Source organism: Undibacterium sp. Tian12W (assembly GCF_049339405.1).
Lineage (GTDB): Bacteria > Pseudomonadota > Gammaproteobacteria > Burkholderiales > Burkholderiaceae_D > Undibacterium.
In genome coordinates this window covers 50,997-75,552 of sequence record NZ_JBMPPK010000013.1, presented here as the reverse complement: position 1 = coordinate 75,552, position 24,556 = coordinate 50,997, and the positions used below count along the sequence as shown (strand labels likewise).

General features: G+C 46.4%; 27 protein-coding genes. 24 read left to right on the top strand and 3 right to left on the bottom strand.

Annotation, left to right across the window (positions count from 1 at the left end; all coding sequences use genetic code 11):
* Window positions 1-3 precede the first annotated feature (3 nt).
* Window positions 4-255: a hypothetical protein gene (locus ACO0LI_RS17400; RefSeq protein WP_423034063.1), complete on the bottom strand. Its 252-nt coding sequence runs from the start codon at window positions 253-255 to the stop codon at window positions 4-6.
* A 311-nt stretch (window positions 256-566) separates the two neighbouring features.
* Between ACO0LI_RS17400 and ACO0LI_RS17395 the strand changes: the two genes are divergently transcribed.
* The 7 genes from ACO0LI_RS17395 (at window position 567) to ACO0LI_RS17365 (ending at window position 7,789) form a co-directional block, all read left to right on the top strand.
* A complete protein-coding gene (locus ACO0LI_RS17395) occupies window positions 567-1,022 on the top strand; it encodes a hypothetical protein (RefSeq protein ID WP_423034061.1) in 456 nt (151 codons plus the stop codon).
* A gap of 76 nt (window positions 1,023-1,098) precedes the next feature.
* Window positions 1,099-1,623, top strand: a complete 525-nt coding sequence (locus ACO0LI_RS17390) for a hypothetical protein (RefSeq protein ID WP_423034059.1) — start codon at window positions 1,099-1,101, stop codon at window positions 1,621-1,623.
* Between the two features lie 14 nt (window positions 1,624-1,637).
* Entirely contained in the window at window positions 1,638-2,177 is a 540-nt protein-coding gene (locus tag ACO0LI_RS17385; RefSeq protein ID WP_423034057.1) for a DMP19 family protein, read from the top strand.
* Complete coding sequence (locus ACO0LI_RS17380; RefSeq protein WP_423034288.1) at window positions 2,140-2,661, top strand: hypothetical protein; 522 nt, start codon at window positions 2,140-2,142, stop codon at window positions 2,659-2,661. Before ACO0LI_RS17385 ends, ACO0LI_RS17380 begins: the two co-directional genes overlap by 38 nt.
* Window positions 2,662-2,969: 308 nt before the next feature.
* Entirely contained in the window at window positions 2,970-5,000 is a 2,031-nt protein-coding gene (locus ACO0LI_RS17375) for a DUF4214 domain-containing protein (protein ID WP_423034055.1), read from the top strand.
* A 189-nt stretch (window positions 5,001-5,189) separates the two neighbouring features.
* On the top strand, window positions 5,190-7,157 hold the full coding sequence (locus ACO0LI_RS17370) for an ankyrin repeat domain-containing protein (protein WP_423034053.1): 1,968 nt from the start codon (window positions 5,190-5,192) through the stop codon (window positions 7,155-7,157).
* A complete protein-coding gene (locus ACO0LI_RS17365; protein ID WP_423034051.1) occupies window positions 7,154-7,789 on the top strand; it encodes a hypothetical protein in 636 nt (211 codons plus the stop codon). Before ACO0LI_RS17370 ends, ACO0LI_RS17365 begins: the two co-directional genes overlap by 4 nt.
* On the opposite strand, the gene ACO0LI_RS17360 is transcribed toward ACO0LI_RS17365, so the two are convergent.
* Together ACO0LI_RS17360 and ACO0LI_RS17355 are read right to left on the bottom strand one after the other, a co-directional pair.
* Window positions 7,786-8,085 carry a cyclic-phosphate processing receiver domain-containing protein gene (locus ACO0LI_RS17360; RefSeq protein WP_423034049.1) on the bottom strand — a complete coding sequence of 100 codons (300 nt, stop codon included), beginning with the start codon at window positions 8,083-8,085 and terminating at the stop codon, window positions 7,786-7,788. The two genes, ACO0LI_RS17365 and ACO0LI_RS17360, sit on opposite strands and share 4 nt — an antisense overlap.
* A gap of 14 nt (window positions 8,086-8,099) precedes the next feature.
* Window positions 8,100-9,134: a hypothetical protein gene (locus ACO0LI_RS17355; protein WP_423034047.1), complete on the bottom strand. Its 1,035-nt coding sequence runs from the start codon at window positions 9,132-9,134 to the stop codon at window positions 8,100-8,102.
* A gap of 336 nt (window positions 9,135-9,470) precedes the next feature.
* Here ACO0LI_RS17355 and ACO0LI_RS17350 point away from each other — a divergent pair, with 336 nt between their 5' ends.
* The 17 genes from ACO0LI_RS17350 to ACO0LI_RS17270 all read left to right on the top strand — a co-directional run bounded on the left by ACO0LI_RS17350 (window position 9,471) and on the right by ACO0LI_RS17270 (window position 23,932).
* On the top strand, window positions 9,471-10,217 hold the full coding sequence (locus tag ACO0LI_RS17350; protein ID WP_422953782.1) for a hypothetical protein: 747 nt from the start codon (window positions 9,471-9,473) through the stop codon (window positions 10,215-10,217).
* 95 nt (window positions 10,218-10,312) lie between these two features.
* Window positions 10,313-12,136, top strand: a complete 1,824-nt coding sequence (locus ACO0LI_RS17345) for a Wzy polymerase domain-containing protein (protein ID WP_423034045.1) — start codon at window positions 10,313-10,315, stop codon at window positions 12,134-12,136.
* Between the two features lie 113 nt (window positions 12,137-12,249).
* Window positions 12,250-12,636: an energy transducer TonB gene (locus tag ACO0LI_RS17340; RefSeq protein ID WP_422953780.1), complete on the top strand. Its 387-nt coding sequence runs from the start codon at window positions 12,250-12,252 to the stop codon at window positions 12,634-12,636.
* Entirely contained in the window at window positions 12,633-14,276 is a 1,644-nt protein-coding gene (locus ACO0LI_RS17335; protein ID WP_423034043.1) for a tetratricopeptide repeat protein, read from the top strand. Before ACO0LI_RS17340 ends, ACO0LI_RS17335 begins: the two co-directional genes overlap by 4 nt.
* A gap of 189 nt (window positions 14,277-14,465) precedes the next feature.
* A complete protein-coding gene (locus ACO0LI_RS17330; RefSeq protein ID WP_423034041.1) occupies window positions 14,466-14,864 on the top strand; it encodes a hypothetical protein in 399 nt (132 codons plus the stop codon).
* Window positions 14,865-15,157: 293 nt separating this feature from the next.
* A complete protein-coding gene (locus ACO0LI_RS17325; protein ID WP_423034039.1) occupies window positions 15,158-16,006 on the top strand; it encodes a hypothetical protein in 849 nt (282 codons plus the stop codon).
* A gap of 334 nt (window positions 16,007-16,340) precedes the next feature.
* Window positions 16,341-16,691: a hypothetical protein gene (locus ACO0LI_RS17320; protein WP_423034037.1), complete on the top strand. Its 351-nt coding sequence runs from the start codon at window positions 16,341-16,343 to the stop codon at window positions 16,689-16,691.
* A gap of 172 nt (window positions 16,692-16,863) precedes the next feature.
* Window positions 16,864-17,304, top strand: a complete 441-nt coding sequence (locus tag ACO0LI_RS17315) for a DUF4279 domain-containing protein (RefSeq protein WP_422953775.1) — start codon at window positions 16,864-16,866, stop codon at window positions 17,302-17,304.
* Window positions 17,305-17,538: 234 nt separating this feature from the next.
* Window positions 17,539-18,249 carry a hypothetical protein gene (locus ACO0LI_RS17310; protein ID WP_423034035.1) on the top strand — a complete coding sequence of 237 codons (711 nt, stop codon included), beginning with the start codon at window positions 17,539-17,541 and terminating at the stop codon, window positions 18,247-18,249.
* Window positions 18,250-18,572: 323 nt separating this feature from the next.
* Window positions 18,573-18,866, top strand: coding sequence for a hypothetical protein (locus ACO0LI_RS17305; protein WP_423034033.1), 294 nt, complete (start codon window positions 18,573-18,575; stop codon window positions 18,864-18,866).
* A gap of 106 nt (window positions 18,867-18,972) precedes the next feature.
* Window positions 18,973-19,812: a HEAT repeat domain-containing protein gene (locus tag ACO0LI_RS17300; RefSeq protein WP_423034031.1), complete on the top strand. Its 840-nt coding sequence runs from the start codon at window positions 18,973-18,975 to the stop codon at window positions 19,810-19,812.
* Window positions 19,813-19,952: 140 nt separating this feature from the next.
* Entirely contained in the window at window positions 19,953-20,237 is a 285-nt protein-coding gene (locus tag ACO0LI_RS17295) for a hypothetical protein (RefSeq protein WP_422953771.1), read from the top strand.
* Window positions 20,238-21,013: 776 nt separating this feature from the next.
* Entirely contained in the window at window positions 21,014-21,451 is a 438-nt protein-coding gene (locus ACO0LI_RS17290) for a hypothetical protein (RefSeq protein WP_422953770.1), read from the top strand.
* A 193-nt stretch (window positions 21,452-21,644) separates the two neighbouring features.
* Window positions 21,645-22,058, top strand: a complete 414-nt coding sequence (locus ACO0LI_RS17285; RefSeq protein WP_422953769.1) for a pilus assembly protein PilP — start codon at window positions 21,645-21,647, stop codon at window positions 22,056-22,058.
* Window positions 22,059-22,351: 293 nt separating this feature from the next.
* Window positions 22,352-22,762: a hypothetical protein gene (locus ACO0LI_RS17280; RefSeq protein WP_423034029.1), complete on the top strand. Its 411-nt coding sequence runs from the start codon at window positions 22,352-22,354 to the stop codon at window positions 22,760-22,762.
* A gap of 87 nt (window positions 22,763-22,849) precedes the next feature.
* Window positions 22,850-23,230 (top strand): polymorphic toxin type 33 domain-containing protein, encoded by a 381-nt coding sequence (locus ACO0LI_RS17275; RefSeq protein ID WP_423034027.1) that lies wholly within the window; start codon window positions 22,850-22,852, stop codon window positions 23,228-23,230.
* A 9-nt stretch (window positions 23,231-23,239) separates the two neighbouring features.
* Window positions 23,240-23,932: a hypothetical protein gene (locus tag ACO0LI_RS17270; RefSeq protein ID WP_423034025.1), complete on the top strand. Its 693-nt coding sequence runs from the start codon at window positions 23,240-23,242 to the stop codon at window positions 23,930-23,932.
* Window positions 23,933-24,556 lie beyond the last annotated feature (624 nt).

The following is a 24,556-nucleotide window of genomic DNA, read 5'->3' as shown; positions in this document are numbered from 1 at the left end:
GATCTAGTGTAAAAAACCGCCAGATAGAGATATTAATTTTGCCCCAATAGGTTGCGAGTCCGATTGCTGGAAGCGATCAGGAAAGTAGCACAACGGCAGAGGGTTTTTGCGTTCTTTGCGCTGTTGAGGTTTGCTATCATCATGGAAAACCGGAACCTGCAATGCTGCATCCTGAAATTGCTGCGCTACATAAGCGTTTAAATTTTGTTGGGCCAGGCAATTTGTTGCGTGATGGTTGATCGCGAAAGCATTCATGGTACGAATTCTCCTGATAGGTGTGTTTTGATCTGGTGCCCATTATGCGTTCATCGTAAAAACCTTAAAATCGGTTGTCATGCTGCATGTATGTAAGACTTCGATTACATGACAAATCTAGGCGAGGCGTGGTGCAAGGAGATACGGCCTCATCAACAGCTGTGCCGTTCATATCTAAATGTGCTGATATAAGCTGAGAGCGCTTTATTTGCGCTCCCCGATTTTTTTGGTATTGCGGTTGCGTTTGACATTACGTTTACTCCAGACCCTGTGGCAGAGCATGTCACTATGCTCTCAGGCAAATAAAAACCATGAACAAGAAATTAAAGAAAAGAGTATTAGATCAGTTCGCGGCATGCATGCAAAAAGAATTGCAGGCATTTTCTCTTTTCAAAGGGAGTAGCGACTACTTCTTTGATACAGAAAAAGTTTGGGAAGACAGTTCTACGGTAGCCGGAGTCAATCTCTATGTGATTTTTACTCCAGAGTTCAATGGTCGAGACCAATTTACCATCGAAATTGGCTGGTCGAGATTGCAGCGTTTTCCTCAACTTGGACGCAGGCCATCTTTATCCTTTTCCTCAGAATTTACTCTCTGCTCTGATGCGCAGGAGGCAACGGCCCGCCTGCCAAAAATAATGTCTCTGGAGCTGGACTCATGGGTAGAGGTAAATAAGGATAATGTGGAAGAAGTGGTATCCACGCAATTCAAAAATTTAATGGCATATGGTATGCCTTTTTTAAAGAAAAATTGTCTTCCGCAATGATAGTGTAGCTTGGAACTTGTCTCTTGATTTCAAAAAATATGTCAATTTGAAGATATGATGAATGCTTTAAAAGAACATGGCTGAAAAGAAAATCTACGAAAAATTTATTGCTGCCTTTTGGAAATCTGCAAAGCAACGATATCCCTCTATCAAAAGACTGGACAAGCCATTTTGTTCAGCCATACCAAAGAGCAGCAGTTTCTATCTGGGCCTTCATCCCAACTTAAGGAAGTATATTCTGATCGCGTTTCAGGCGTCGAATAAATCATGGCAAGTGGGAGAGTTTGCAATCAATATCCACATTTCAGAAAAATTTGAACCTACCAGCAACTTTCATCCAAAAGAAGGGGAATTTGAGCAATTTACTGACGGCTATTATCGCTATCCTTCTGTGATCGGCAGGGATAAATGGTGGTGTCTTAATCCCACATCTTTGGACTCCCCACTTCAATCTTTGATCGATTACTGGCGACCAGGTTCTTATGAAGTCGAAGATATTATTATTCAGGAAGCTGTGCGGGATGTATGCCTGACTTTAGAGTCCGGGTTTCTTGACCGATTGGGGCTGTTGCAACAAGGGTATGACAAGGAGCCAGCTTGAGCTCAAGAGATGAAATGAAAAAATTTATTCCAGTACCAGATAGCATCTTTGCAGAATCTGATGCGCATCTTGTCTTTGAAAGTATTTACTTTCACCTGCTCAAGTTATTTGATCATCAGATATTGTCCCCTGAACTGATCGATGAATACCCTGATCTTCCTGAAAGTGCAAAAACAGCTTGGTATTTATGGCAGTTTGCGATGGACGTGTCCAGTTCAGGCCTGCCTGATTATTTGTCGAATCATTGTCCATCAGTTCAGCAAATAAAGCTGACTCGTCACGCACTTGCAGTGGTTGCCGCCGATGAATTAAAGATGCTGCTTGATGCGGCAATTCCTTTTGCCAGAGATGGCGCTAAAGAATATGGCGAGTTCAGCGTATTTCCGCAAGATGTATGGTTTGAGCAGTTTGATGTCAGCCCATCCTTGCCTGAGCCGGATTTAATTGCAGAGACATCGTTGAGGTTGGCAGGTTTGCCCTTGTCTTCATTGGTGGGCACATATCTGCGTGCACACCGTGAAGAACTTCAATGTAAAGCAGACGGTGCCGTTTAACTGCCTATCAGCTCGTGGTTGCTCTGTTTGGCTTGTACAAGTAAACAGTACCTGTTCACCCTCAACGCATCTTCTCTTCACACTAGCGGTTTATGATGCATGTGCCTTGATTGACAAGGCGATAGCAGAAATGAACACAAAGTCCCTGATGAACAGTAAATACGTTTTTTTTGCACTGCACGTATTGATGGCCGCTTGCGCTTATGGCTGGGCATATTGCGAACAACAGTTTTTGCAGATCATTTCAGATTTCGCTTGTACCGGCAATGCGCAATTGTATGGTGGTCTTTCTCAGGGGATGCTGGCCATGGCATTGCTCCTGTGGGGAGTTTTGATCTTGATGACATGCAGGCAATGGAAGCTAATTCGTCATGACCATGAGGGCAGATCCTTGCTTTTGTTTGTGCTGTCTTCCCTTGCTCCGCCAGTATATTTTTTATTTATCGGATCTGGGTTTGTTTCTCCAAGCGTCAATTGCTTGTGATGCCTGAAGCAGTGTTGTATATGCTCGCTTTGCGATGCATATGTATGGCTAAAAATGTTCTAGTGGCAGTCGCGTGCTGTTAAGCATATGAGAGTAAATGAAGGTGACGATGTCACTATTTAAATTCCCAAAAAACCGAAAAATCATACGCTCCCCATTCCAATCTATAGTCTTGTTCGTACTTAATACAGCTACACAAGAAGGTGCCCAATGACAGCAGATCACGTACAATGCCAAACTGGCATTCACTGTTGATGTGCACCCTTTATATCTGGCAAATTCAAACTGCGAACTGATAGAAAAATACCATGGCGACTTACATACCCTATTTCCCCCAGACCCCGATTACCCGGGCCATGTTCAATTTTGACGGGGTTGGGCCTGGTTTGATTAATTACATCCTGTCGGGATATATCCGGGTCTCGGTGTCGGACAGTTTTACCACTGATGTGATGCAGGGTGGCAGTGATTATCCCTGGACACAAAAGCAGATTAATAACATCAATGCGATATTGGATATTTATTCGCAGTTTGCCAATCTATCGTTTTCCAGCGTGGTGGATTATGACACCTATGGCGGTTATTCATTGGTGACGCCCGCAGTGGTCGGGCAGGCGAATTTGTCGGACATCAATATCAACTGGCAGAACCTGAAGAATGTCAGCTACAGCGCCATTTCAGGTGCCAATGACGACAGGAATTTTGGGTATGTGGGTGGGGCTGGTGACATCAAACTGAATCAGGCTTCGTCCGATTTTGGTGGTGATTATTCACTAGACCTGACCACGGTGGCAACCCAGACCCTGATGCATGAACTGGGACATTCTTTGGGTTTGTCGCACCCGCATAGCTCTTACAGCAACGGCGTACCTGTGATCACCACTGATTATGCCGCGACCCAGTATCTGGGCTTCGATACCCTGGGCTTTAGTATCAAAAGTGCGAAAGACATGTACAAGGAATATTTTTCCATCATGTCTTATGATGACCAGAACCATTCATCATTTCTGCATGCGTTTACACCCATGATCCTGGATGTGATCGCTTTGCAGCAGGCCTATGGCGAAGGCAAGGGTACCAGTGGTAGCGGTGACGATATGATAGTCGCTGGCACCGACGGTTATCGTACCTATTTTGACAAGGGCGGTGTTGATACGGTTGATTTGTCCATGTACACCCAGGGCGCTTATTTTGAGATGGGCGTGAAGATCGTCAGTGCCTCGCACCTGGTAGGTGTAGCGATGAGTTATTACGATGCGTCAAATACCATCGTCAATGGCGGTGACCCGGTCAGTTTGCGCTGGTTTTACGGCGAATATGAAAATGCCATAGGATCGGCCGCTGCTGACGTCATCGCTGGCAACGACCTGGCCAATAGTATCCGGGGTGGTGGTGGCAATGATTTTCTTGGTGGCCTGGGTGGCAATGATGTTATCTATGGCGATGCAGGCAACGACAGCCTTGAAGGCGGCGCAGGCAATGATACCCTCATCGGTGGCGACGGTGATGACCGTTTTGACTGGCTGGAGAACAGCCGCGACGGCAATGACCTGATGATGGGTGGCAGGGGCGACGATGACTATGTACTCGACAATAGCCTCGACAAGGTCATCGAAGTTGCCAACGAAGGTTTTGATACCGTCTGGGTGAATTTCAATGCCTCGATAGTCAATTATGCGAATGTCGAATACCTGCATGCTTATGGCAACACTGGCGTTAGCCTGCTGGGCGGCGCTGGCAATGACCTGATCTCGGGCTCGGGTGGCAGCGATACGATAGACGGTGGTGCTGGTAATGACCTGGCGCTGTATAGCGGTACTGCGTCGCGCTATGCGATTACCAAGTCAGGCAGCACGGTCACCGTCAAGGATACTACCGGGCAGCTAGGTACCGATACACTGTTGAATGTCGAGCAGCTCAAGTTTGATGATCGTCACTATGTGACTTTTGATGTCAAGGGCATCGCGGGCCAGGCTTACCGTTTGTACCAGGCAGCATTTGACCGCAAGCCTGATTTTGCTGGCCTCGGCTACTGGATCAATGATATGGAACATGGGTCTAGTTTGACGACGGTAGCGGCGGGGTTCTTCTCTTCTGCCGAGTTCCAAAAACTGTATGGCAGTAACCCTAGCACCACGACCCTGATCACCAATTTTTATAACAATGTCTTGCACCGCACCCCTGACAAGGCAGGTTTTGATTATTGGGCCAATGCGCTTAACAGCGGTGCAATTACACCCGCCGGAGCACTCGCCAGTTTTTGCGAAAGCACAGAAAATCAGGCGCTGGTTATCGGGGTGATACAGAACGGCATAGAGTATGCAGGCTGGCTGGGTTAATTATTCCTGACCTTGTTTGTCATAAAAAAACCAGCATTGCAGCTGGTTTTTTTTATGGAGAGGGCAATTTTTACTTCGTGAATGTGACGGCAGTATGACATTGTCAGCGCAAAACAGCCTGTTGCAAGTAACCATCAGTGTTGCATCGCAGATATTGCAGTGCGCAAAACGGTTTGCTACATTGCAGACATGATAAAAACAAAAAGAATAGGTAGTAAATTAGGTGCCAGTCTATTTTCACTGGTGTTCGTAGTCGGATTTGGTTTAGGTGGCTGGTTTGGTGGGATTTTTCCCATGGCCCAGCAACTGCATGGTTGGTGGCGTGCCGGTGACTTGGTGGCGGTGCAGGCCAGAATCGACAAGCTGGAACTGCGTGAAATTCGCGCTGAAGATGGCCCGGTTTATTCAGTCGATGCTGAATTTGTGTATCAGTATGACGGCAAGGCTTACCGCAGCAAACGCATCAGCGTAGGCGGTGACAACAGCGATGGCTACAACGGTTACAATCGCAAAACACACGCCAGCCTGCTGCAAGCCCGCAGCAACGATCAAAGCGTCACCCTCTGGATGGACCCGCAACAGCCAGCTTTTGCCGTGTATGACAGGCAAACCCACCTGAACGCTATCATTTTCCTCATCCCCTTTGCTACCTTGTTCCCGGCGATCAGCCTGGGCGCCTTGTGGGCGCTGTGGGCTATCTGGTTCAGGCCTGATGAAGAAGATACTGGCGGAGAATTCAAGGGCAATCGACAGCTAAGCTCTCAAGGCTACTCCGGCCAATTGGAGCTGGCTGCAGAGAACAGCGGCGCCGGGCCCATGACCTTGTTTGCCGTAATCTGGAACCTGATTTGCATGCCGGTAGCAGCCACGGTGTATATGCAAAAAAATGCAGATGGCATATTGACCGCTTTTATCACCGTATTTGTGATGGTGGGTGTGGTGATGATCTGGGCAGCCTTTCGCATGCGCTTTTTGCGCAGACGCATAGGGGAGCCCGTACTGAGCCTGGCACAACAACCCTATGCCGGCATAGAAGATATGCTGCTGCGCCTGCGCTTTGAGCCCGTCCTCGGCTTGCGTATGGCTACCGCGAGAACCCATTACCCGGTGCAGGCAGAAGTGCTGTGCGAGCATGAAGACCGGCGTGGCGAAGATACCTCAACAAAAACCCTGTGGTCACAAGAACTGGGCACAAAGCAAGTCGTGCATGGCGCGCCAGGCGTGGACTTCAAGATCAGCCTGCCCGCAGACATGCCTGCCAGCGGCACGCAGGATCATAAGGATGTAGAGGTCATCTGGAAACTCAAGCTCAAGGCACTGGATGCCGAACTGATCTTCAAATTGCCAGTGCGCCAGGGCGTGGGCGGGCAAGTCAATGCCAGTGATGTGCTGGCCAGGCAATACCCGCGCGAGCCAGCCAACCTGTTTGGCCTGCCGATATTACCTGGCGACACCCGCAAGCAAACCCGTAACTGGTTCTGGGCTTATGGCATTTTCTTTATCCTGATTGCGATTGCAGCGCTTGTCATTTTCAGTAGCGCGGGTGATAGTCGCAGCCGCAAGCGTAGCAGCAATAATCAGCACACAGAAGTGCAAGCCGAAACCCTGGCACAGCTGCAAGCCAGGCTCGATGCTGGCGGTGATGTCAATGCCAGAGACGCAGAAGGGCGCAGCCTGCTCATGCAGGCGGCGGATGACAATGACATTGCCAAGGTGCGCTACCTGCTGCAAAAAGGCGCGCAAGTCGATCTGGTAACGCCACGGGATGCCGATGGCAACGGTGAACGCAGCGCCCTGTTTGCCGCCATCGCGAATGATAGCGTAGAGATAGTGCAACTGCTGGCCGATGCTGATGCTGACCTGCGCCGCCCAAGTAACAAGGTGTGGACGCCTGCCCACTACGCCGCCTACAAAGGCGCCCTGAAAAGCCTGCGCTACCTGCATGAACGTGGGGTCGCCATGGACCAGGCTTTCGATGGTGGCCGTGGTTCTACACCCCTGATGATCGCTACCCAATACAACCAACTGGCTGTGATCAGCTTCCTGCAACTGGCAGGCGCAGACCGCAGCAAGAAAGACTTGTACGGTGAAGACGCCTGCGGCTATGCACGCTATTTCAACCAGGCACAGGCAGCGGCGGCGCTGGGGTGCCCATGAGCGAACTGACAGCAACTGCCAGGCCAAAGATAACCCGCCGCTATATACATGCCGAACATGCCACGCACACTAATCTCTTGGTCGCGTCCATCGTTTGCCTACTGATGACTACGGGCTTTTCGTGGGGAGCAGCAAGGCAATGTGGCAGCGCTTGTGTCTCTGGGGAATATCTGCTGATATTGTCGCCCGTCGCCAGTATCATGCTGGTCGCGTATGCTTGCTGGCGCGTTTACCTGCGCAAGCGCCTGGGCAGACTGGTGTTGCAGTTGCCAGTACCTTTGCATCCTGGTTGCAGGGATGTGCCTGCGGCCCTGACCTTCACCGGGGGACTGGGGCAGGGCATGCGCCAGCCTGCGGCAGACTATCCCTTGACATGGGAAGTCGCTTGTATCCATGTAAATAACAGTGCAGAGGAAAGCTCCACGAGTACCTTATGGTCGCAAGAACTCAAGCGCAAGCGCATCGCCCATGGCGCAGGCAGGGTAGATTTTACGCTCAGCCTGCCCGCAGAGCTGCCACGCAGTGGCCCGCTGGGGCGCTCTGAATTCAAGATCATCTGGAAATTGCAGGTCAAGGTGCTCGGGACCAAAGTGAGTTTTGTCTTGCCTGTGAGGCTGGCGACAGCTAGCTAAGTCTTTTGCAGATGCCGCAAAATACTCTGTATGCCCGCTTCCATTTTTTGCCGGGCAGAAGAATTGGCCGAATGCACGCGCATTTCCTGCGGTGGTATAAAGCCGGTTGTCATCACGGCTTCTTCTATCCATAACACCACGTCGTAGCCTGTGCCGTGTTCGTCGTCCCCCAGATCATGATCCAGACTAAGATGGGTGACTTCACCTGTTTTTAGCAAGGCAATCGTGTCTTCCGGCCAATAGGTGCGCGTCCATCCATCCGGGGTTGTTCTTTCGTCGTCGAGATAGACTTTCATGTATTTTCAGGTTCTTATTTTTGGAAAATATTGTCCAGTTTATCGAGCGCGTCACTGCTCTTCTTCATGTGGCGTTCTTGCATGTCATCCTGTTCTTTACTGATGCTTTGCAAGCGCTGTTGATGTTGATCGAATTGAGCCATAACGACCCGATCGTAGAAAATTATTTGCTCACCCTGGAGGTTCCATTTCTTTTTGTCAGTCAGTAGCGTGAGCATTCCTTCGACTTCCTGCATGGTTTTCTTTTCCAGCGCCCAATTTTGGGCAAACTGGTTTTTTGAATTTTGTGCGCTACGGTTAAAGCCCTTCAGCAAGCCTCGCTTGGCCTCTTCGTCCAGTGAGAGTGCGTTAATCTTGGCCCTGTAGGTCTCAAACAGATTTTCAGTATTGCCCTCAAATTTATTGACGACGGCTCTGGCCGCGTTAAGTATACGTTTACTTTCAAGCATGTCTTTATCTTGCCTGATGCGCTTGATGTCGGTAATATTTTCCCAGCCAGTTGCCTTGAGATCGCGAACATAATCATTCCTGAAAGTGGCCGCGCCCATCATGATGTCTTTCAGTAAGCGCTCGATTTCTCCATACTGCCCGCTTGCCCTGGGTGTTGTGGCAGAGCCCGCTTTTATGACACTGGACAATTGATTGCCATCTTTGCTGTTATTGTCCTGCTGAACGGCGGTCGTCAGTTTTTGCATTTCTTCCCTGGCCGACTGTATGGCGATTTTGGCTTGCTGCCGTTGCTTGTCCATACCTATATCACCAGCCACATACATGACTGCAAAAAATAACAGGAAGATGAAGAGCAGGTAAGTCTTGCCGCGCTTGCGCAAGAGCAGGTAGTAAAATATAACTGCGCCTACAGCGGCTTGTGCAAACAGTTGTCCCACCAGATAGGGCATGTTCTGCATATTCTTTATGCCCAGGTCGTAGGAAAGATAGGCCGCGACAAAGCAGGCTGGCAGCAACAAGAACAGCCATAAGGCATTGAAATAAAACATCCACAGTAGCTTCTTCAGAGGGGAGGCAGGTACAGGTTCTATTTCATTCATGATAAGTAAGATGGATGTCTGCGACAGATCACAGGGTAAGAGTTATGAGCGGGATAGTGCGCATTAGTGTGCAATAATATTGACTTTGATGCAAATATTTATCCTGAACCGCGTCGCCGTATCCTGATTTTGCATGTCGTGCAAGCCGCGCCAGTCTTGATCATGGCGAAAAAACTTATTAGAATATGCATGCTTTTCTTTGATTTTGACCGATACCCGGTCGGTGATGTCAACTCCATGGAAATGCTTTGGTATTCAATCTGAGACCAAGATGCCCTGATGTGACAGAACCTGACCCGGGTCTCCGGGATTTTTTTACGATTCATGTCAACTACTATGAAAACATCTATATCTCGCTATCGTGCCAGTGGCACGCATTTTTTCCTGAGCTGCATGGTTGGTCTCGGCTTGCTCATGATGTGTTGGTATATGTGGTACCCCACGCCCATGCTGAGGGCAATCGGCGGTTATGAAATCTTCTTCCTCATCGTTGGTATTGACGTAGTACTGGGGCCAGCACTAACGCTGGTGGTGTTCAAACCGGGCAAGAAAGGACTGGTGTTTGATCTGGCAGTCATTGCTGTTGTGCAGGTTTCTGCCTTTTTGTACGGTGTCAGTACCTTGCTGGAAGCACGTCCGGCCTACATCGCTGCGCTGGGTAAAGAATTCCAGGTAGTGCAGGCGTCCGAGATTACCGATGGTTCGCTGGCAAAAGGCAAGACGACTTTGCCGATATGGGGCCCTAAACTGGTCGGCACCAAAGAACCGACCGATCCTGCCGATATCAGCAATGTCAACGCCATGATGTCTTTTGGCGGTAACAAAGGCCATTTGACGCAGTTGCATATCCCCTATGCCGACATGAAGGACGAAATCCTTAAAAACGCCGAGGACTTCACCGTACTGGAAAAAAACAATGAAGACAAAAAGGCAGACATACAGTCATGGCTAAAATCGAATGACTGCGATGAAAAAACCTGCAAATACCAACCCATCAAAATAAGGGCATCGGTTTTCCCTGCCGTGCTTGATGCAAAAACAGCGGCCTACAAAGGCATCATGCCACTCGCTCTTAAAATGTAGTTAAAATGTAGTTAAAATGCAATACTTACCCGGCCTGGCATGACTCATTGATACACAATGAGTCATGCCAGGCCAATTCTTGAAATGTATCCCGAATGGCATCCGCAAAGGAAGGCAAGCTGGCATTGATCATTTTTGCGGTAGCGATTTTTTTCAGCTACGCACATCCTTATCATATCCATCCGTACAGAACTTTTTATCACGACCTGATCATCTGTCTTGGTCTGTTAAGTGCAATGGCGTTTTTTGTCATTCGCCCGTCTTCAGTATCTGAATTTGAATCTGAATCTGGGTTTGCACCTGCATCCAGAACAACAGTGCGCCTGCGCTTTCCGGCACTGCTCGCCTTGCCTGGCGCGATCATCCTGCTGATCCTCCTGCAGGTGGCGCTGGGCATGATAACGCCAGCCAGCTTTGTTGCACTCCCCATCCTGTATCTGCTGCTGTTTGCGCTGGCCATGGTGTTTGGCAGCAGCCTCGCGCTTGAGCAGGGCGGGCTGGACATGGCGGTGAGCGCGATTGCTCTCGCCAGCCTGCTGGCAGCATCGGTGTCGCTGGTGTTCCAGCATATCCAGATCCTGGGGCTGGATGCAACGCCGGTCGTCATGTACATCGCCAAAGACCCGGCTATCGCCATGCGCCCCTATGCCAACGTGGCGCAACCCAATCAACTCGCCCTGTTATATTTTTTTGCTCTGGCAGGGCTCTGGCATTTTTACCGCACACGTACATTTTCTGGTTTTAGTTCGATTGCCATCGCTGCGCTCTTGCTATGGGGTGCGGTACTAACGCAATCGCGCATAGGCTGGATACTGGTGCCACTGTTTTTTGCCTATACTGCCAGTAAGCTGGGCACCAGCAAACGCAAGGGCACGCCCGTCATCATCGCCATGCTGGCCCTGGTCACCCTGTATGCCGTGCTGACCTTTTGCCTGCCGCAAATCAGTCAGGCCATAGGGTTTTCTGGCGGCTCCGTGGCCGACCATGTCGGTGGCCGCTCTGAACGTACCGGCCTGTGGCAAACCGCCTGGCAACTCGCAGCACAACACCCATGGCTGGGTGTGGGCTGGTTTGGATTTGGCCCTGGCCAGGTCAGTGTCGGAGCAGACTTTACCTCCAGCACCTATGCCGAGCATGCCCATAACCTGCCACTGAACCTGGCTGCCGAACTGGGCTGGCCAGCCACCATCCTCATCATGGGCGGCTTGTGCTGGTGGTTTTACCAGACCTGTATCAGATATGGCAAATCCACTGACAAAGCCGTTGTTAAAAGCACTGCGGAAAACAACGCCAAAAGTACTGCCTTGCAGTTTTGCACCCTCAGTCTGTTTGCCGTTGGTGTACACAGTATGGTCGAGTTCCCGCTCTGGTATGCCTTTGTGCTGATACCTGTGGGCGTGCTCATGGGCATGGTGCATCAATTGCGCTGGCCTGCTGCCGGTACCGTGGTCAGGCCCGGCATCGTGCTGGCCGGGTTTGCCATCGGCTGCATATTGTTGGCGGCTGTCACTCTTGATTATCAACGCGTGGTCACCGGCTTCAAGTCCATACGCGACGTGAGCTCAGGTTTTGAATCGAAAGAAAAATTCCTGCAAAAACCAGCATTCACCCTGTTCCCGCAGTTCTTTGAATACTTCAAACTGACCCGCATCAAACCACGCGAAGGCATGTCGGCAGAAGAGATCAACTACATGGAAACCTGGGCACCACGCTTTGGCTTTGTTCACATCCTCAATATTGAGGCCGAAGTCTATGCACTCAATGGCCAACCCAAAAAAGCCGCCCGCAGCATGCTGACCCTGCAACGCCTGCACCCCATACCTTATCCAGAATATTATGATTACTGGAAAGCCAAGGCCGAGCAAGACCCGCGCTATCAGGCGGTGTTTGAGACCATGCCAGCCAGGGATGCACCTTGATACTTGAGTTGTCAATTGCCAGCACACCGTGTCAGGACAAAATTGATCAGTCCCCTTTGTCCTGACACAAGCCCACATTGTAAAATCGTTCTCTGACTTTTATTGGATAACACATGAAATTTGTATCTACCTTGCCTGCCATTGGCATTCTGCTGTGCTGTGCAGGCACCAGCTATGCCGATACACCGGCAAACAGCGGCTTTCAACCCGGATTCATGGATGAAGAAGTCGGCGGTGAATTACTGACCGCCGAAAACTGCAAGCCAGAATATCCCAGAGCCTCTTTGCGTAATGAAGAAACAGGCGTCGTCAGGCTGGAAATGCTCATTGGCAAGGACGGTAGCGTCATCGACGGAAAAATCAGACAGACTAGTGGATTCCGCAACCTGGATTATGCAACCCTCCAGGCCACCATGAGATGCATCTATCGCCCGTATTCCAAAGGTGGTAAGCCTTTTCAAGAAAAACACTTGCTCCAGTATGTCTGGAGATTAGAATGAAAAAAATAAAGTATTTTTTACTCGCCGCAGCGATGACATGTGGCACAGTCCAGGCCCAAGAATTGGGCAAACTGACAGACAAAGATTGCAAAGTACAGATACGCCGGACAGGCACCGCGAGTAAAGCCACGACCGATAGAAACATGTCTGAGCTGGCAGCCATACCTGATGATTCCATAGAGGGATTAAGACGCTTGCATGCCCTGGCGCTTCAAACATTTATCCAGGATTTCAGCACGGCAGAAAAAGCGATACGCAAGCATCAGGCTGCCCTGTCGAACTGGAACATGGCAGAAGCCGCACTTGCAGAAATCGACACGTCTTCAAAAGCACTGATAAAAAGAGGCTGGTGCGAATATGCAGAGTCTTATTTATTGCTGGGATCTGCCATAGCAAAGAAAAATGCGAACTTTTATCAGCGAGACATGCAATTCCAGCTCGGCCTCGCCAGATTGTATCTGGAAAGCAAAAGACATGACCTGGCACAATCCAGGCTGAAGCCATTGCTGGATAGCGGCAGCCCGGGCTCACCCTTGCCCCCTGCCCAAAAAGCGGAAGCCAATGCCCTGATGGGCGAGTCATACTTTACGATTAAAGACTATGTTAATGCAGCCGGGTTTTTTGAGCAAAGTGTGGCTATCCTGGAGCAAAATAATGTCAATGATAAAGGCTACTTGTCAGAAAATTTATATCTGCTCGCAGCCAGCCAGTATCTGACGAATGAGTTTCTCAAGGGCGAAAAAACCTTCGAAAAAATCAAGCAGTTAAACGGAAATGACATCAGATTTTCCAACGGCGGGTCTTTGTATGATCAGGACATCGTCGCGAACTACAAAAACGGCAATCTCAAAGAAGCTATCCGCATTGCAGAAAAAAGACTGGAGTTTTTTAATGGCAGGCAGGAAGAGTTGCAAACAAAAATAAAAGCACTGTCTGGAAACCCGGTTGAAATGAAGAAGCTCTTGAATGAGCAGCGAGAGACCGAGCACAGGCGCATTGCAACCATGCTGACTCTGGCAGAAATTTTGCATTCACAAGCCCAGTTCGATAAAGCACGTGAGCTGTACGTACAAATTCTGGCTTCAAGTAAAAGCCAGCAATTTTCTCAAAAACTGATTTTCCAGGTACACAGCAATCTGGCACGTCTGTATTTGAGCAAAAAAGAATTTGGCCTGGCGGAAGACAATTATTTGACTGCCTATGAAATTGCACAGAAATTTTTTGCCCCTGAACATCCGTCTGTGACAAGCGCAATGGCAAATCTTGCCTATGTCTATAAAATCAATGGCCAGACAGATTATGCTGAAGGATACTATCTCAAGCTGATAAACAGACTCAAGGATGATTCAATCTACGGATATGAAGAACTGCCCGCTTACTACGAGTATCTAGGAGAAATTTACCTGGCAAAAGCGAACTTCCCGGATGCCAGAAAATTCTATGAACTGGCCTACGAAAAAAATGCCGCCTTGCAGATAAACAAAAAAGACACTCTCATCCGGTGCACCAAGGCCCTCATCACTGTTTATAGAAAACTCGATGAAACAAACAAGGCCAGAGAAATGGAAAAGGAACTGGCGAAATTTGACAGCCCGGCTCAAAAATTGAAGACATCTTCAAGCAAAAAAAGCAAGGCATAAACGTTAGCAGAAATGGGTACAGTCCCTGACCGTGAGCCAGACAGTAGGTTGCTTTGCAACGCACCGCTCGACAGCTGTAGGCCAGGGAGTATCTATCCGGGGGGCTGCTTCAAGTATTTTCCTGCCCTTCATGTGGTGCGTTGTAGCGTACCCCACGCGCTGAACAAGATGAAAGAACTAAGGCGAGTCATGACAATATCAAAAACTTTATCTCTATTTCAAAGAGTTCCTAAAATAGCGTTCTTTTTTTGCATTGGTCTGGTTGCCTGTCTTCGAGAGCAAAAGATAGAATACTTGGTCACTATTGAAAATGCTCTGAATGAATCCATTCATTTATGCAGATCAGAATTGAAAACAAGATGCTACGAAATTAAACCTGGAAAAACTGAAGATATCCAGTTTTTTGAAAAAGATACATCCAATCGCTGGATATCTCATCTTAAGCAGAATAGTGTAAGTTTTTGTGGAAGAGATGTGTTCATTCCAGAAATTGTTGCAACAACCGGAATTGTATCTAGACCTAATGGATATTTGATTAGAATCGATCGTCGCGTTGAGCAGAAGTTATGTTCAAAAAATGTACCTTGAGCTTGGTTGATTCACGATTTACCTCGCCATCACACGCCCCCGTCAAAATGCCGTCGTGGCTTTTGCTATAACGTGTGGTTGCGCGAATTATAGCTTCGCCCATGTGTATCTGGCAAACATAAATCTGAATTTTCCCATTAGCACAGCTACTCCAGAATCCAGAAATATCTCAGCCAGTAGGCGGAGTTACAACGCACCCCACGCGCTTATAAAATTCACAGAGCCATATGACGAAAGCAAGTGGCGATGGTAGGCGCTAAAACTGTTTCCTGATAACAAAGTTAGGTCTTTTCATGACTTTTATCCTGCGTACTTTGTCCCTGATCTCAGCTTTTCTTATGGTCGTGTGCTTTGTCATGCCTATCATGATGCTCGGCTATGGCACATCCCCAATTCGGGATGCTATTGCCTCCGTCATTATTATTGCGATAGCCGTTCTTGCGATGCGTTGCACCAAATGGCTCTGGCGGAAAAGGCGCTTCTGGACCGAAATTAAATCTCTCAGCGAAGTTTCGGCATTTGGTTGCCTGTTATTGCTTTCGCCCGTTGTAGCGTTTCTTGAACAAAGAACTAGCGGTGTAGTGAAAGGCGCTATTCAAATTGCCTTCGTGCTGATAGCCGTTTCCGTGTATTTTTTTGTTCAGCGTTATGGCCGAACCAAGAGAGCTTCCGTTGTTGAGTCCTCACGTGGCACCTCACTTCCAACGATTGGGGCCAGCCAAAAGACAGTGTTACCCATTAGCCCCGGTAGTCAAGTAGTTGAACAACATAATGAGATGTCCATCTCCCTGGATCTTTACTGTAAAGTTTACGTAAATGGAAATGTCAATTACATCTCTTTAGCAAAACTTATTTCTGTAATACTTGGTGGGAAAATTGAGATGAGGTCGGTGCATGGCCCGTATTTTACTGCAGATGTTTTTGTCAATGAGCATGCAAATATGATGGCAGACCCAGATGACTTTGTTGAATGGCCACTGTATCTTGAAATAGAACCTGATGATGAAAATATCGACCCTCAGTTATATATAAATTCATTGGCTTCATTCATTTCGGCATTAAGGACGAACGGGCTTAGAGTTGTGACTGCATGCCATTTTGAAGAAGAACTTAATGCATTGATTCTCAATCATAAAGTTTAGGCCAGATGCGCATCTGGCGTAACATCAAATCTGCATAAAATCCTGCTGAGGTTATCACTATTCAAAATTGCGGGTATCTTTCATTACAATTGTGGAGTTGATCGAATTTGCCTCAAGTATTTTCATGTCCTTCATGTGGTGCGTTGTAATGAACGGTGAAGCAGTCATAGTGAACACCATTGCGCATGAGTTGAGTCACGCACGTGATTTTCTTCGCGGCGCAAATAGAAATGGCTGCGATAAACCACATGGTAATGATTTCTCTCGGCCTGGCGATGGAAGCGTATATGGTTCTGGAAATGCACTTGAGGATTGGATTAGGGGGAATCGATAAATGTTAGAATTGGAATGGAAAGGAGTGCCGTTGGAGCACTCGAAGAAATGGCAAGATATATTTCAGTTATCTCCACCGAGTGAAGGTATGCACTTAGCAGCCGCGTGTCCAGTTTGTGGCGCAAATTCGCTATTCAGATATTTTGCGCTGGGAAGGGCCGAACCGCGCGAAATACAGGGAATAAAGGTCAAAGGATCAGGCAGCTATTGGGAATGGTGTTCAAGATGCCGTTCATTTGAACATATGTCAGTTTGGGTTCCTGAATGGTGGCAAGTTGACCCGCTTAAAATAGACCACGAGAAACTGACTGCGCGCCCTGATCTGCTTGATGCCGCAGTTGCCGCAGCGTAGTTTGTAAAACGGCGTCAGACTATGCTGCTGCCCTGTTCAGTGTTCATGATGCTGTGAACGCAGCAACAGTGGGAGTAATGCGCTGTTGCTGCTTGCTGTAGCCAACAGGGCGCGTTACAAGGCACCCCACGCGCCTGACCTCATTTTTTCTTTAAAGAAGCAGCTATTTCTCATGACATCATCAAATTTCACGCTGTCCCCACCGCAATTCAAGCATTCAATGACTAGCTGTAAAAGGTGTTATGCCACGCTAAGGTTTTATCATGCAACTCAATCCCCGGATGAAATTACAAGTGAATTGGAGCTTGTGCCAACTAGATACCAGGTTGTTGGCGCTCCTAAACGGGATGCTTTTTACACGATTAGCGGCTGGTTTTTATCTACTAAAGATAGGTTGAATTCTAAAGATATCAGGGCTCATATATGGGAGCTGGTTTCTGATCTCAAGGATAAAAGAAGAGCATTAAAAGTACTTGCCGAGAATGGTTGGTCGGCAGACATTTATTGTTATTGGGAGTCAAAGAGTGGAAATGGTGGCCCGTACTTCGATGTTTCCACGTTATCAGCATTAAGTCTGCTAGAAATAGAACTTGGTTTTGATATCTGGTTTTGAATCAAATCATTGAGCATTCTATTTTCATGGATTACATGCCAATAAAATTGAACAGCCATTAAGCCTCATGGCTGCGCCTGTTCGACGATTACGTTTCGTCATCGTATCCGCAGGATTTGCATGAGCGAATAGCTGGGCATCTTTAATATACGAAAATTATAAACTTGACAATATAAGAAAAGTGAACTAATTTATAATTGCAATACGGAAATTAGTTGTGCAAACATCATCAACATGATGTCACTTATTGAGAATTCAGTTTTTAATTTAAATCTATGTTTAAGGAAAATGATGAATACTTTTGCAATTAGTAAATATCGCGCTATTACGGTTTTAGCGCTGTCGGGTTTGCTTGCGACGCAAAGCAGTATCGCGGCAACGGAGATGCCAGCGTATAACAAGTATTACGATATACCGTCACGCAACGTGCTGTGCCAGGCCGGGCATTTGGTGACGCTATATGACAATGGTTATCTGCAAAGTTGCACAGTGGCGGATGGCACTCAGCTTCAGGGCAAGACGGGGGGCAATGGCGCGCAATTTTATGCCTGCTCCTCTAGTCAGCCAGTGGTTATTTATGCCGACGGTTTTCTTAATCGCTGCATTATCACTAACAATATCCAGGTGGGCGGTCATAACGCTCCAAATGGCACGCAATTCTATACATGCAAGGCGAACAGTCTGGTAGAAATCAAGGAGGATGGGTATCTGTCCAGCTGCACCCTGGCAAGTCCCATCAATGTTTATGGCCGCTATGGCAGTAACACGGTGGTGCCATACACGTGTAAAGAAAATGCCTCTCTGGAATTGCGTTCTGATGGATATCTGAGCAGCTGCACCCTGGCTGGTGCCAATTGGGTGCAATCAAGCAGTGGCATGAAAATGTGTAATGCCGGCAGCGTTGTTTATATAGATGCGAGTGGTAACGGCTCTTGCGGCAATTGATATAGAGACAGAAGTAGCAGAAATAGGTGCCTGCTCTGCAAGCTTGTGGAGCAGGCACTTTTTTTGGGGACGGACGCACCTAAACTTTAGTCATACCGACCAGCCAGCAGGGTGCGTTATAAAGCACCCTACTGGATATGTCACTGTGAGTAGGGTAGTGCTGGCATTTGAGAAAAAATCCTCATTTTCACGAGAGCCATATTGGAGTTGTACTTGTAAATCGGAGATTACAAACAACCCAAAAATGTCGAACAACCCATAAATGTCGCAAGGTAAAACCTGACTCTGCTTTCACAATTACAATCCTAATAAAATTGAGAAAAATGAAAAAATACCTTGGATCAGATAGATTTGGCAATATTGTTGAGAATGATGATTTAGTTCGTTTATTACGTATTCGCCCTTCTATCCTAAAGCGATTGGCTGGAGATGAACATGCCGATGTTTCGTCAATGCTTGGTCAAGTCTTGCCTGTATTTGATGTCTATGAAGATGGTCTGGTTTGGGTAAGTCTGACTTGGAAAAGGCAAGACGGGGCGACGGAAGTTCACGCAATTGCTGTTGATACTGACGCCATCGAATTGGTCGAAAAAGCCAGCTCACGTAACTCAGATTAGACAGCAGGGAGCGTTATAACGCACCGTCCGCGTTGCAGACCATCTAGTGCCTCAAAAGATAAGATCAAGAAGTGCCCATGATCGCAATGCAATAAAGGAATTGATAATGAATCCCAATGATTCACGTCTCGAAGATATGGAGTTTGAAGTTTGGAAGGAAATGGAGTCCTTTAGCGTCCAGCAATTGCGCGCTGAGTTGAATGTAACGAATATACTTCGGCAATATACTGCTGCTAAATATCTTCAACTTAAAGGTGCATCAAGAGAGACTTTTATATATTTGACTGATCTTCTTAGATGCGAGAACGAGTCGTATCGTAAAGTTGCGGTATTTTGCTTGGGGCAATTAGGTACTCCTGATCGACCTTTCTCAGTAGAGACAGTGCCACTATTAGTTGATTTGGCGAAAAAAAATATTGATTTGAGCGTGAGAGCAGAAGTGATCTCTGCACTTGGTCATCTTAAGGACAATAGTTGTTTTGAATATTTGGCAGATGCCGCAAACGACAAAGACGCAGGAATACGTGCTTGCGTTGCTTTTGCGCTTGGTAATATTCACGATAAAAGAGGCTCCGTCCCTTTATTGAAGTTGACGTATGACGCAGATGATGAGGTAGCTTCTTGGGCTATTCTAGGCTTAAGGCTCCTTGACGTTAGCTCTCTTGATGTGAGAAATCGCTTGTTTGAATTAGTTACTACTACGGATGACGAAGTGTCGGAAAATATCATCTGCGCACTAGCGAGATGGCAAGACCTACGTATACTGTCAGTGTTAATTGATAAGTTAAATCAAGACGAAATAAATGCTGAGCTTTTTGAAGCAGCAGGTAATTTAGGAGATAAAAAAGCATTGCCGAGATTAAAGCAATTACTTGATGATTGGGGTGACGATTCACCAAAGCTTCTCAAACAAGCCATTTTAAAACTTGAAGCGCAAATAAATTAAGCGCTATGTCTTAAATGTAGTAGCCAGTAGGGGGGGGCGTTGCAATGCACTCTACGCGCTAAGCAGTTGAATCAATTCTTGAATAAGCTGCGTGGAAATGGTGTGAATTTGAACAACGTAAAAGTAGGAGCAGGATTCTAATGAACATAAATATAAATTTCTTAAGAATACCTATATATAACTTATATTATATTGATGACGTAGCTGACTTTGCAGGACTGTCTGTAGAAGATTCACGGTCTCTGCAAGAAGTCTATGACGAAGAAGAGCTAAAAGGAATTTTTGAGGCATTAGCGTGGGCGATTAAAAATCCGGAATATGATTTTCTATCGCTTCTTCCAAATTTGCGGCATTCTAACGAAGATATTTATCTATACCTTTGCAAGATAGAAAGGTCTTTAACTGCAGCAGGAGTCACCTATTAGCCCCCGGTAGTCAAGTAGCCGAACAACATACCCGCGACACATCGCGATAAAATTTACTACACCATCGCACGCTTGTTTCAAAATGCCGGAGAGTCTTTTTCTTCAACGTGTGGTTACGTTAATCAGAGCCAGTAGGGGGGCGTTGCAACGCCGCATGCGTGAGCCTATCTTTTATGAAAGAATGAGCAGTGAGGAGCCAGCTATATATTGGATTAATTGCATCTGAAGAAATAATAAAAAATTTTTCGATGAAGGTTAGTCTTTCTGAGGCGATTGTATATGAGATGGGTAGTAAATTGAAATCTTCCTGCGACCCAAAGTCTTGGCAATGGCGCACTCCCCGTAGAGCATCGTATACGTCGTTTCCAACAGATTCGATAGTGCCTCTTTTGCGAGAGTACGAAGTGATACTTCCTGCGCTCAATCAAGTCCGTGCATTTTCACATTTTCACGTGACGATCATTTGCGAATTTCATGACAATGAATCTCCTTGCGGATTTTCATTGTCGAGGGAAACTATAGAGTTACTTTCTAAATTTCAAGCTTCAGTAGAGATTGATTCGGTATCGAGGATGTCGCCGCCAGAAGTTTGAAGACTTCGGTCCGAAAGATAGCCAGTAGGCTGCGTTACAGCGCACCACTCGACAGATGTAGGGCAGGGGAAGTATCTATCCGGGTGAACCTGCTTCAAGTGTTTTCATGCCCTTCATGTGGTGCGTTGTAACGCATACTTCGCGCTGACCCGAGCTTGTACTACCAGGCATTCGAAAAATTAGATGAATACTTTAATTTTATATTTAGATCAATTATCTGATGGAAGACATCAGATTAAACACGGCATTAATTTCTGCGATGTTGCGATCGTCAAAGCTGTAATTGATGGTGAAGATATTGATGAAAACGAGCATTTTAAAGACTCGTTAATCTATTTTGATGAGTTGAAAAAAAGTAAGCTTGGTACCGCTCGCTACTTAATATTTACATGTGCCTGTGGCATAGCTGAAGATGGTGGTTGGGAAGGGGTTGAGGTTGAAATTAATGATACGATTGTGTGCTGGAAAATAGAGATGTGGAATGAGACACTTCAATATTTTTTTGACCGAGAACAATATGAACACGAAATTGACTCGATGAATGAGCATGTGGGTCGTTCTGGGTTACCTTTAGAACCTTTGAACGTGATTTTCCCAGAGAATTTTTCAAGGAGTATGTAAGCGTCCTGTCGCTTGCTTTGTTCAGTGCTCAGTCAGCCAGTAGGGTGTGTTACAACGCACCGCTCGACAGAAACAGACCAGAGGAAGTATTTACCCGGGTGAACTTGTTTCAAGTATTTTCATGCCCTTCATGTGGTGCGTTTTAATTCACCCTACCCGCTGAAGGAAAGATTACCTACAAACAAATATTAAAATGGAACAACGGGAAAGACGCGAAATCACGTCCTGTTCCGATGGGAAGTCCAAAACAATGCAAATGCCCAAAAAACTAGCAGTCACGCTAATTCTACTATTGGTGTGCATTTCCTCATTTGCAACTTTGACATTGGGAGTGTTGGAAAAATATGAATATGGTGATTTAGCTCTTGTGGGAACTGGGATGGACGGTAGAGGATGGATTGCTTGTTTCAAGAATATAAAAGGAGAGCGTTTCATCGCAATAAAAGGAGACCACATTGGGAAAGTATTTGGCTCAATTGCAGAAATTAATAGCAAAGGTATTTTTATAGCCGAAACGATAAATCTTAATTTTGAAGATTGGTATGAAAGAAAATTCTTTTGGCCAGTTGTGAGTAATGAATCAATGCGTTCGGTATGCAAAAGGTAGGTGATTTCGGCCTTGGATAAGGGGAAAGGTATGACATTCATACATTTCAAACCAGGCGGGCAATAACTGGGGCGCGGGGTCACAAAGCCGGGGGCACCCATTAGCCCCCGGTAGTCAAGTAGCCGAACAACATACTCGCAACACACCGCTCGATTACATGCAGGCCATGGGACCTATCTATCCAGGTTGCGTGCTTCAAGTATTTTCATGCCCTTCATGTGGTGCGTTGTAACGCAACGTACGCGTTGAAATTTAAATTGCAATTTTAGTAGTTGTAATGAAGTGAGGCTGATATGGAAATAAAGGATAATGAAAAAAGTTCGGATCAGTCTTTTGTTGATATGGCTAATCGAGGAATTTCTTTCACTTTAATCCTGGTTGTTCTAACGATAGCGGCGATAGCCATGGTGGTAGTATATGGATTGTCATGGCAACGATTAATCTTTCAATACCCACGTTGGTCCGCTTACTGTTTACTAATTGCCTCCCTCCTTAGATTACTGGCAATCGCCGGTATTTGGAGGTGGAAAAAAATCGCAGTAATTTTATATTCATTTACAGCAATGACAACGACGGTAATTTGGTTTGCGGTTGGAGAGCCAGTGCAAAGTATATTTGGAATGATCGGTGCAATACTTGTTGTATCGATGTCCACGCTCAAGTGGTCGAGAATGAGCTGGAAATTGATGAATTCCAAACATTAATGCAGGAGAGCAAAAAGCCGGAGTCACCCATTAGCCCCCAGTAGCCAAGTAGTCGAACAACATACTCGCAACACACCGCTCGATTACATGCAGGCCATGGGGCCTATCTATCCGGGTTGCGTGCTTCAAGTATTTTCACGCCCTTCATGTGGTGCGTTGAAACGCACCCTACGCGCTGCTGCTTGGATGGCAAATAAAGCTGATGAAAAAGGCAAAGACGAGGAAAAAGGCAAAGACGAGGAAAAAGAAATTCCAGAAAAGCCTGAAGGAAAAATTACCGTTACTGACGACAGCTATTGTGAAACAAAAGGGATACATCCCCATGATGTTAAAAATAATGGGAGAGGAGACTCCAAGAGAAATCTTGCTGTCGATAAGAAAGGTAATATTTGGAGTGTGGATCGTCATGGCTCAGGCAATCCATCTTATGAAGGACATATTGACCATTTTTGCCCTCCAAAAAAATGAGTGATATCTATGAAATTAATAAATTGGGAAAAGGATGCAAACGGTAGTTCGGCAATGTTTTTTGCTCCGAAAGAAAAGAAATTTATATCCTCCTCAAATGCGACATTTGTTGCCAAAAGCTTTATGCATGATGCAACAGTGATAAGTGCAAGCTTTCCACAAGTTGGGGAAATCGCGTATGGTTTATTGGCTGGTATTTCAGTCTTTGGAGATAACTCGGCGATTTTTTACGGGTTATATGGCGCTAGCAGCATGTCAGAGAATACTAAATATTGTTTAAGGAGGAGTGAATGGAAGAAAGGATTTGGAACTTTTGAGGCGGTTTTAAATGGATTTTCATCTAAAGTATTGTTTTTTTCATTACAGGATATACCCTCTTCATCCCAACAAATTATTGAAATGATAGATGCTCCTTTAAGTTCAACAAACATTGTTGTTCCTCGGAAATTAACCAATGCTAATTCTGAATTTATTAACAAACGAATTTATTATTCAATTGGAGACGACAGTCAGGACATGGATTGCCGATATTGGGGACGTGACATGATGAACCCATATATTGAAGACGTTTTTCAGAAGATTCAAATCGTATTCAATTCTTTGGAGTCCGTAAACACTATGGAGCCTATAGAAGGCTCTTTTAGATTGTCATATGCGTTTGATTTGCTTTGTGATGCCGAGAAGGTGCTATTAGCTACTTAAGCAGTGCTCAAGGGAAAATTGGGGTCACCCATTAGCCTCCGGCAGTCAAGTAGCTGAACAACATACTCGCAACACACCGCGATAATATTTACTGCGCCATCACACGCTTGTTTCAAAATGCCGTCGTGCCTTTTGCTTCAACGTGTGCTTGCGCGAATAGCAGCTTCACCCATGTGTATCAGGCGAAACATCAAGCTGGATTTCGCCCATTAGCACAGCTACTCCAGAAGCATCTCAGTACCGCGTTGCGTTCAGGTGATGGGCAGATCTGTGGCTACCAGATTTGGTTACAACCCCGCTTCCGTTTTCGATCTGCCGGTATTGCTCACCCTTGGTAGCACATTCTCAGCCACACAATAAACACCTTGCACCCGCCTGGATAGTAATGTTGCTTTCTGAGTAATAAAACCCCTAGATGTAAAATTTTCATTGACAAGAAATAAAAATAATATCACTATTTAAATTCCCGAATGGAAACGTTTCCAAAAATATGAATTAAATGGAAGCAAGTTCGGGAATTGATATCAATGGTCTTTACACATAGTTCAGACAGACGTTGTTGACAGCGTTTTCCATGTCAATCCGTCTAAACCCTGTTTTTAAAATTGAAAATAACGGAGGCAT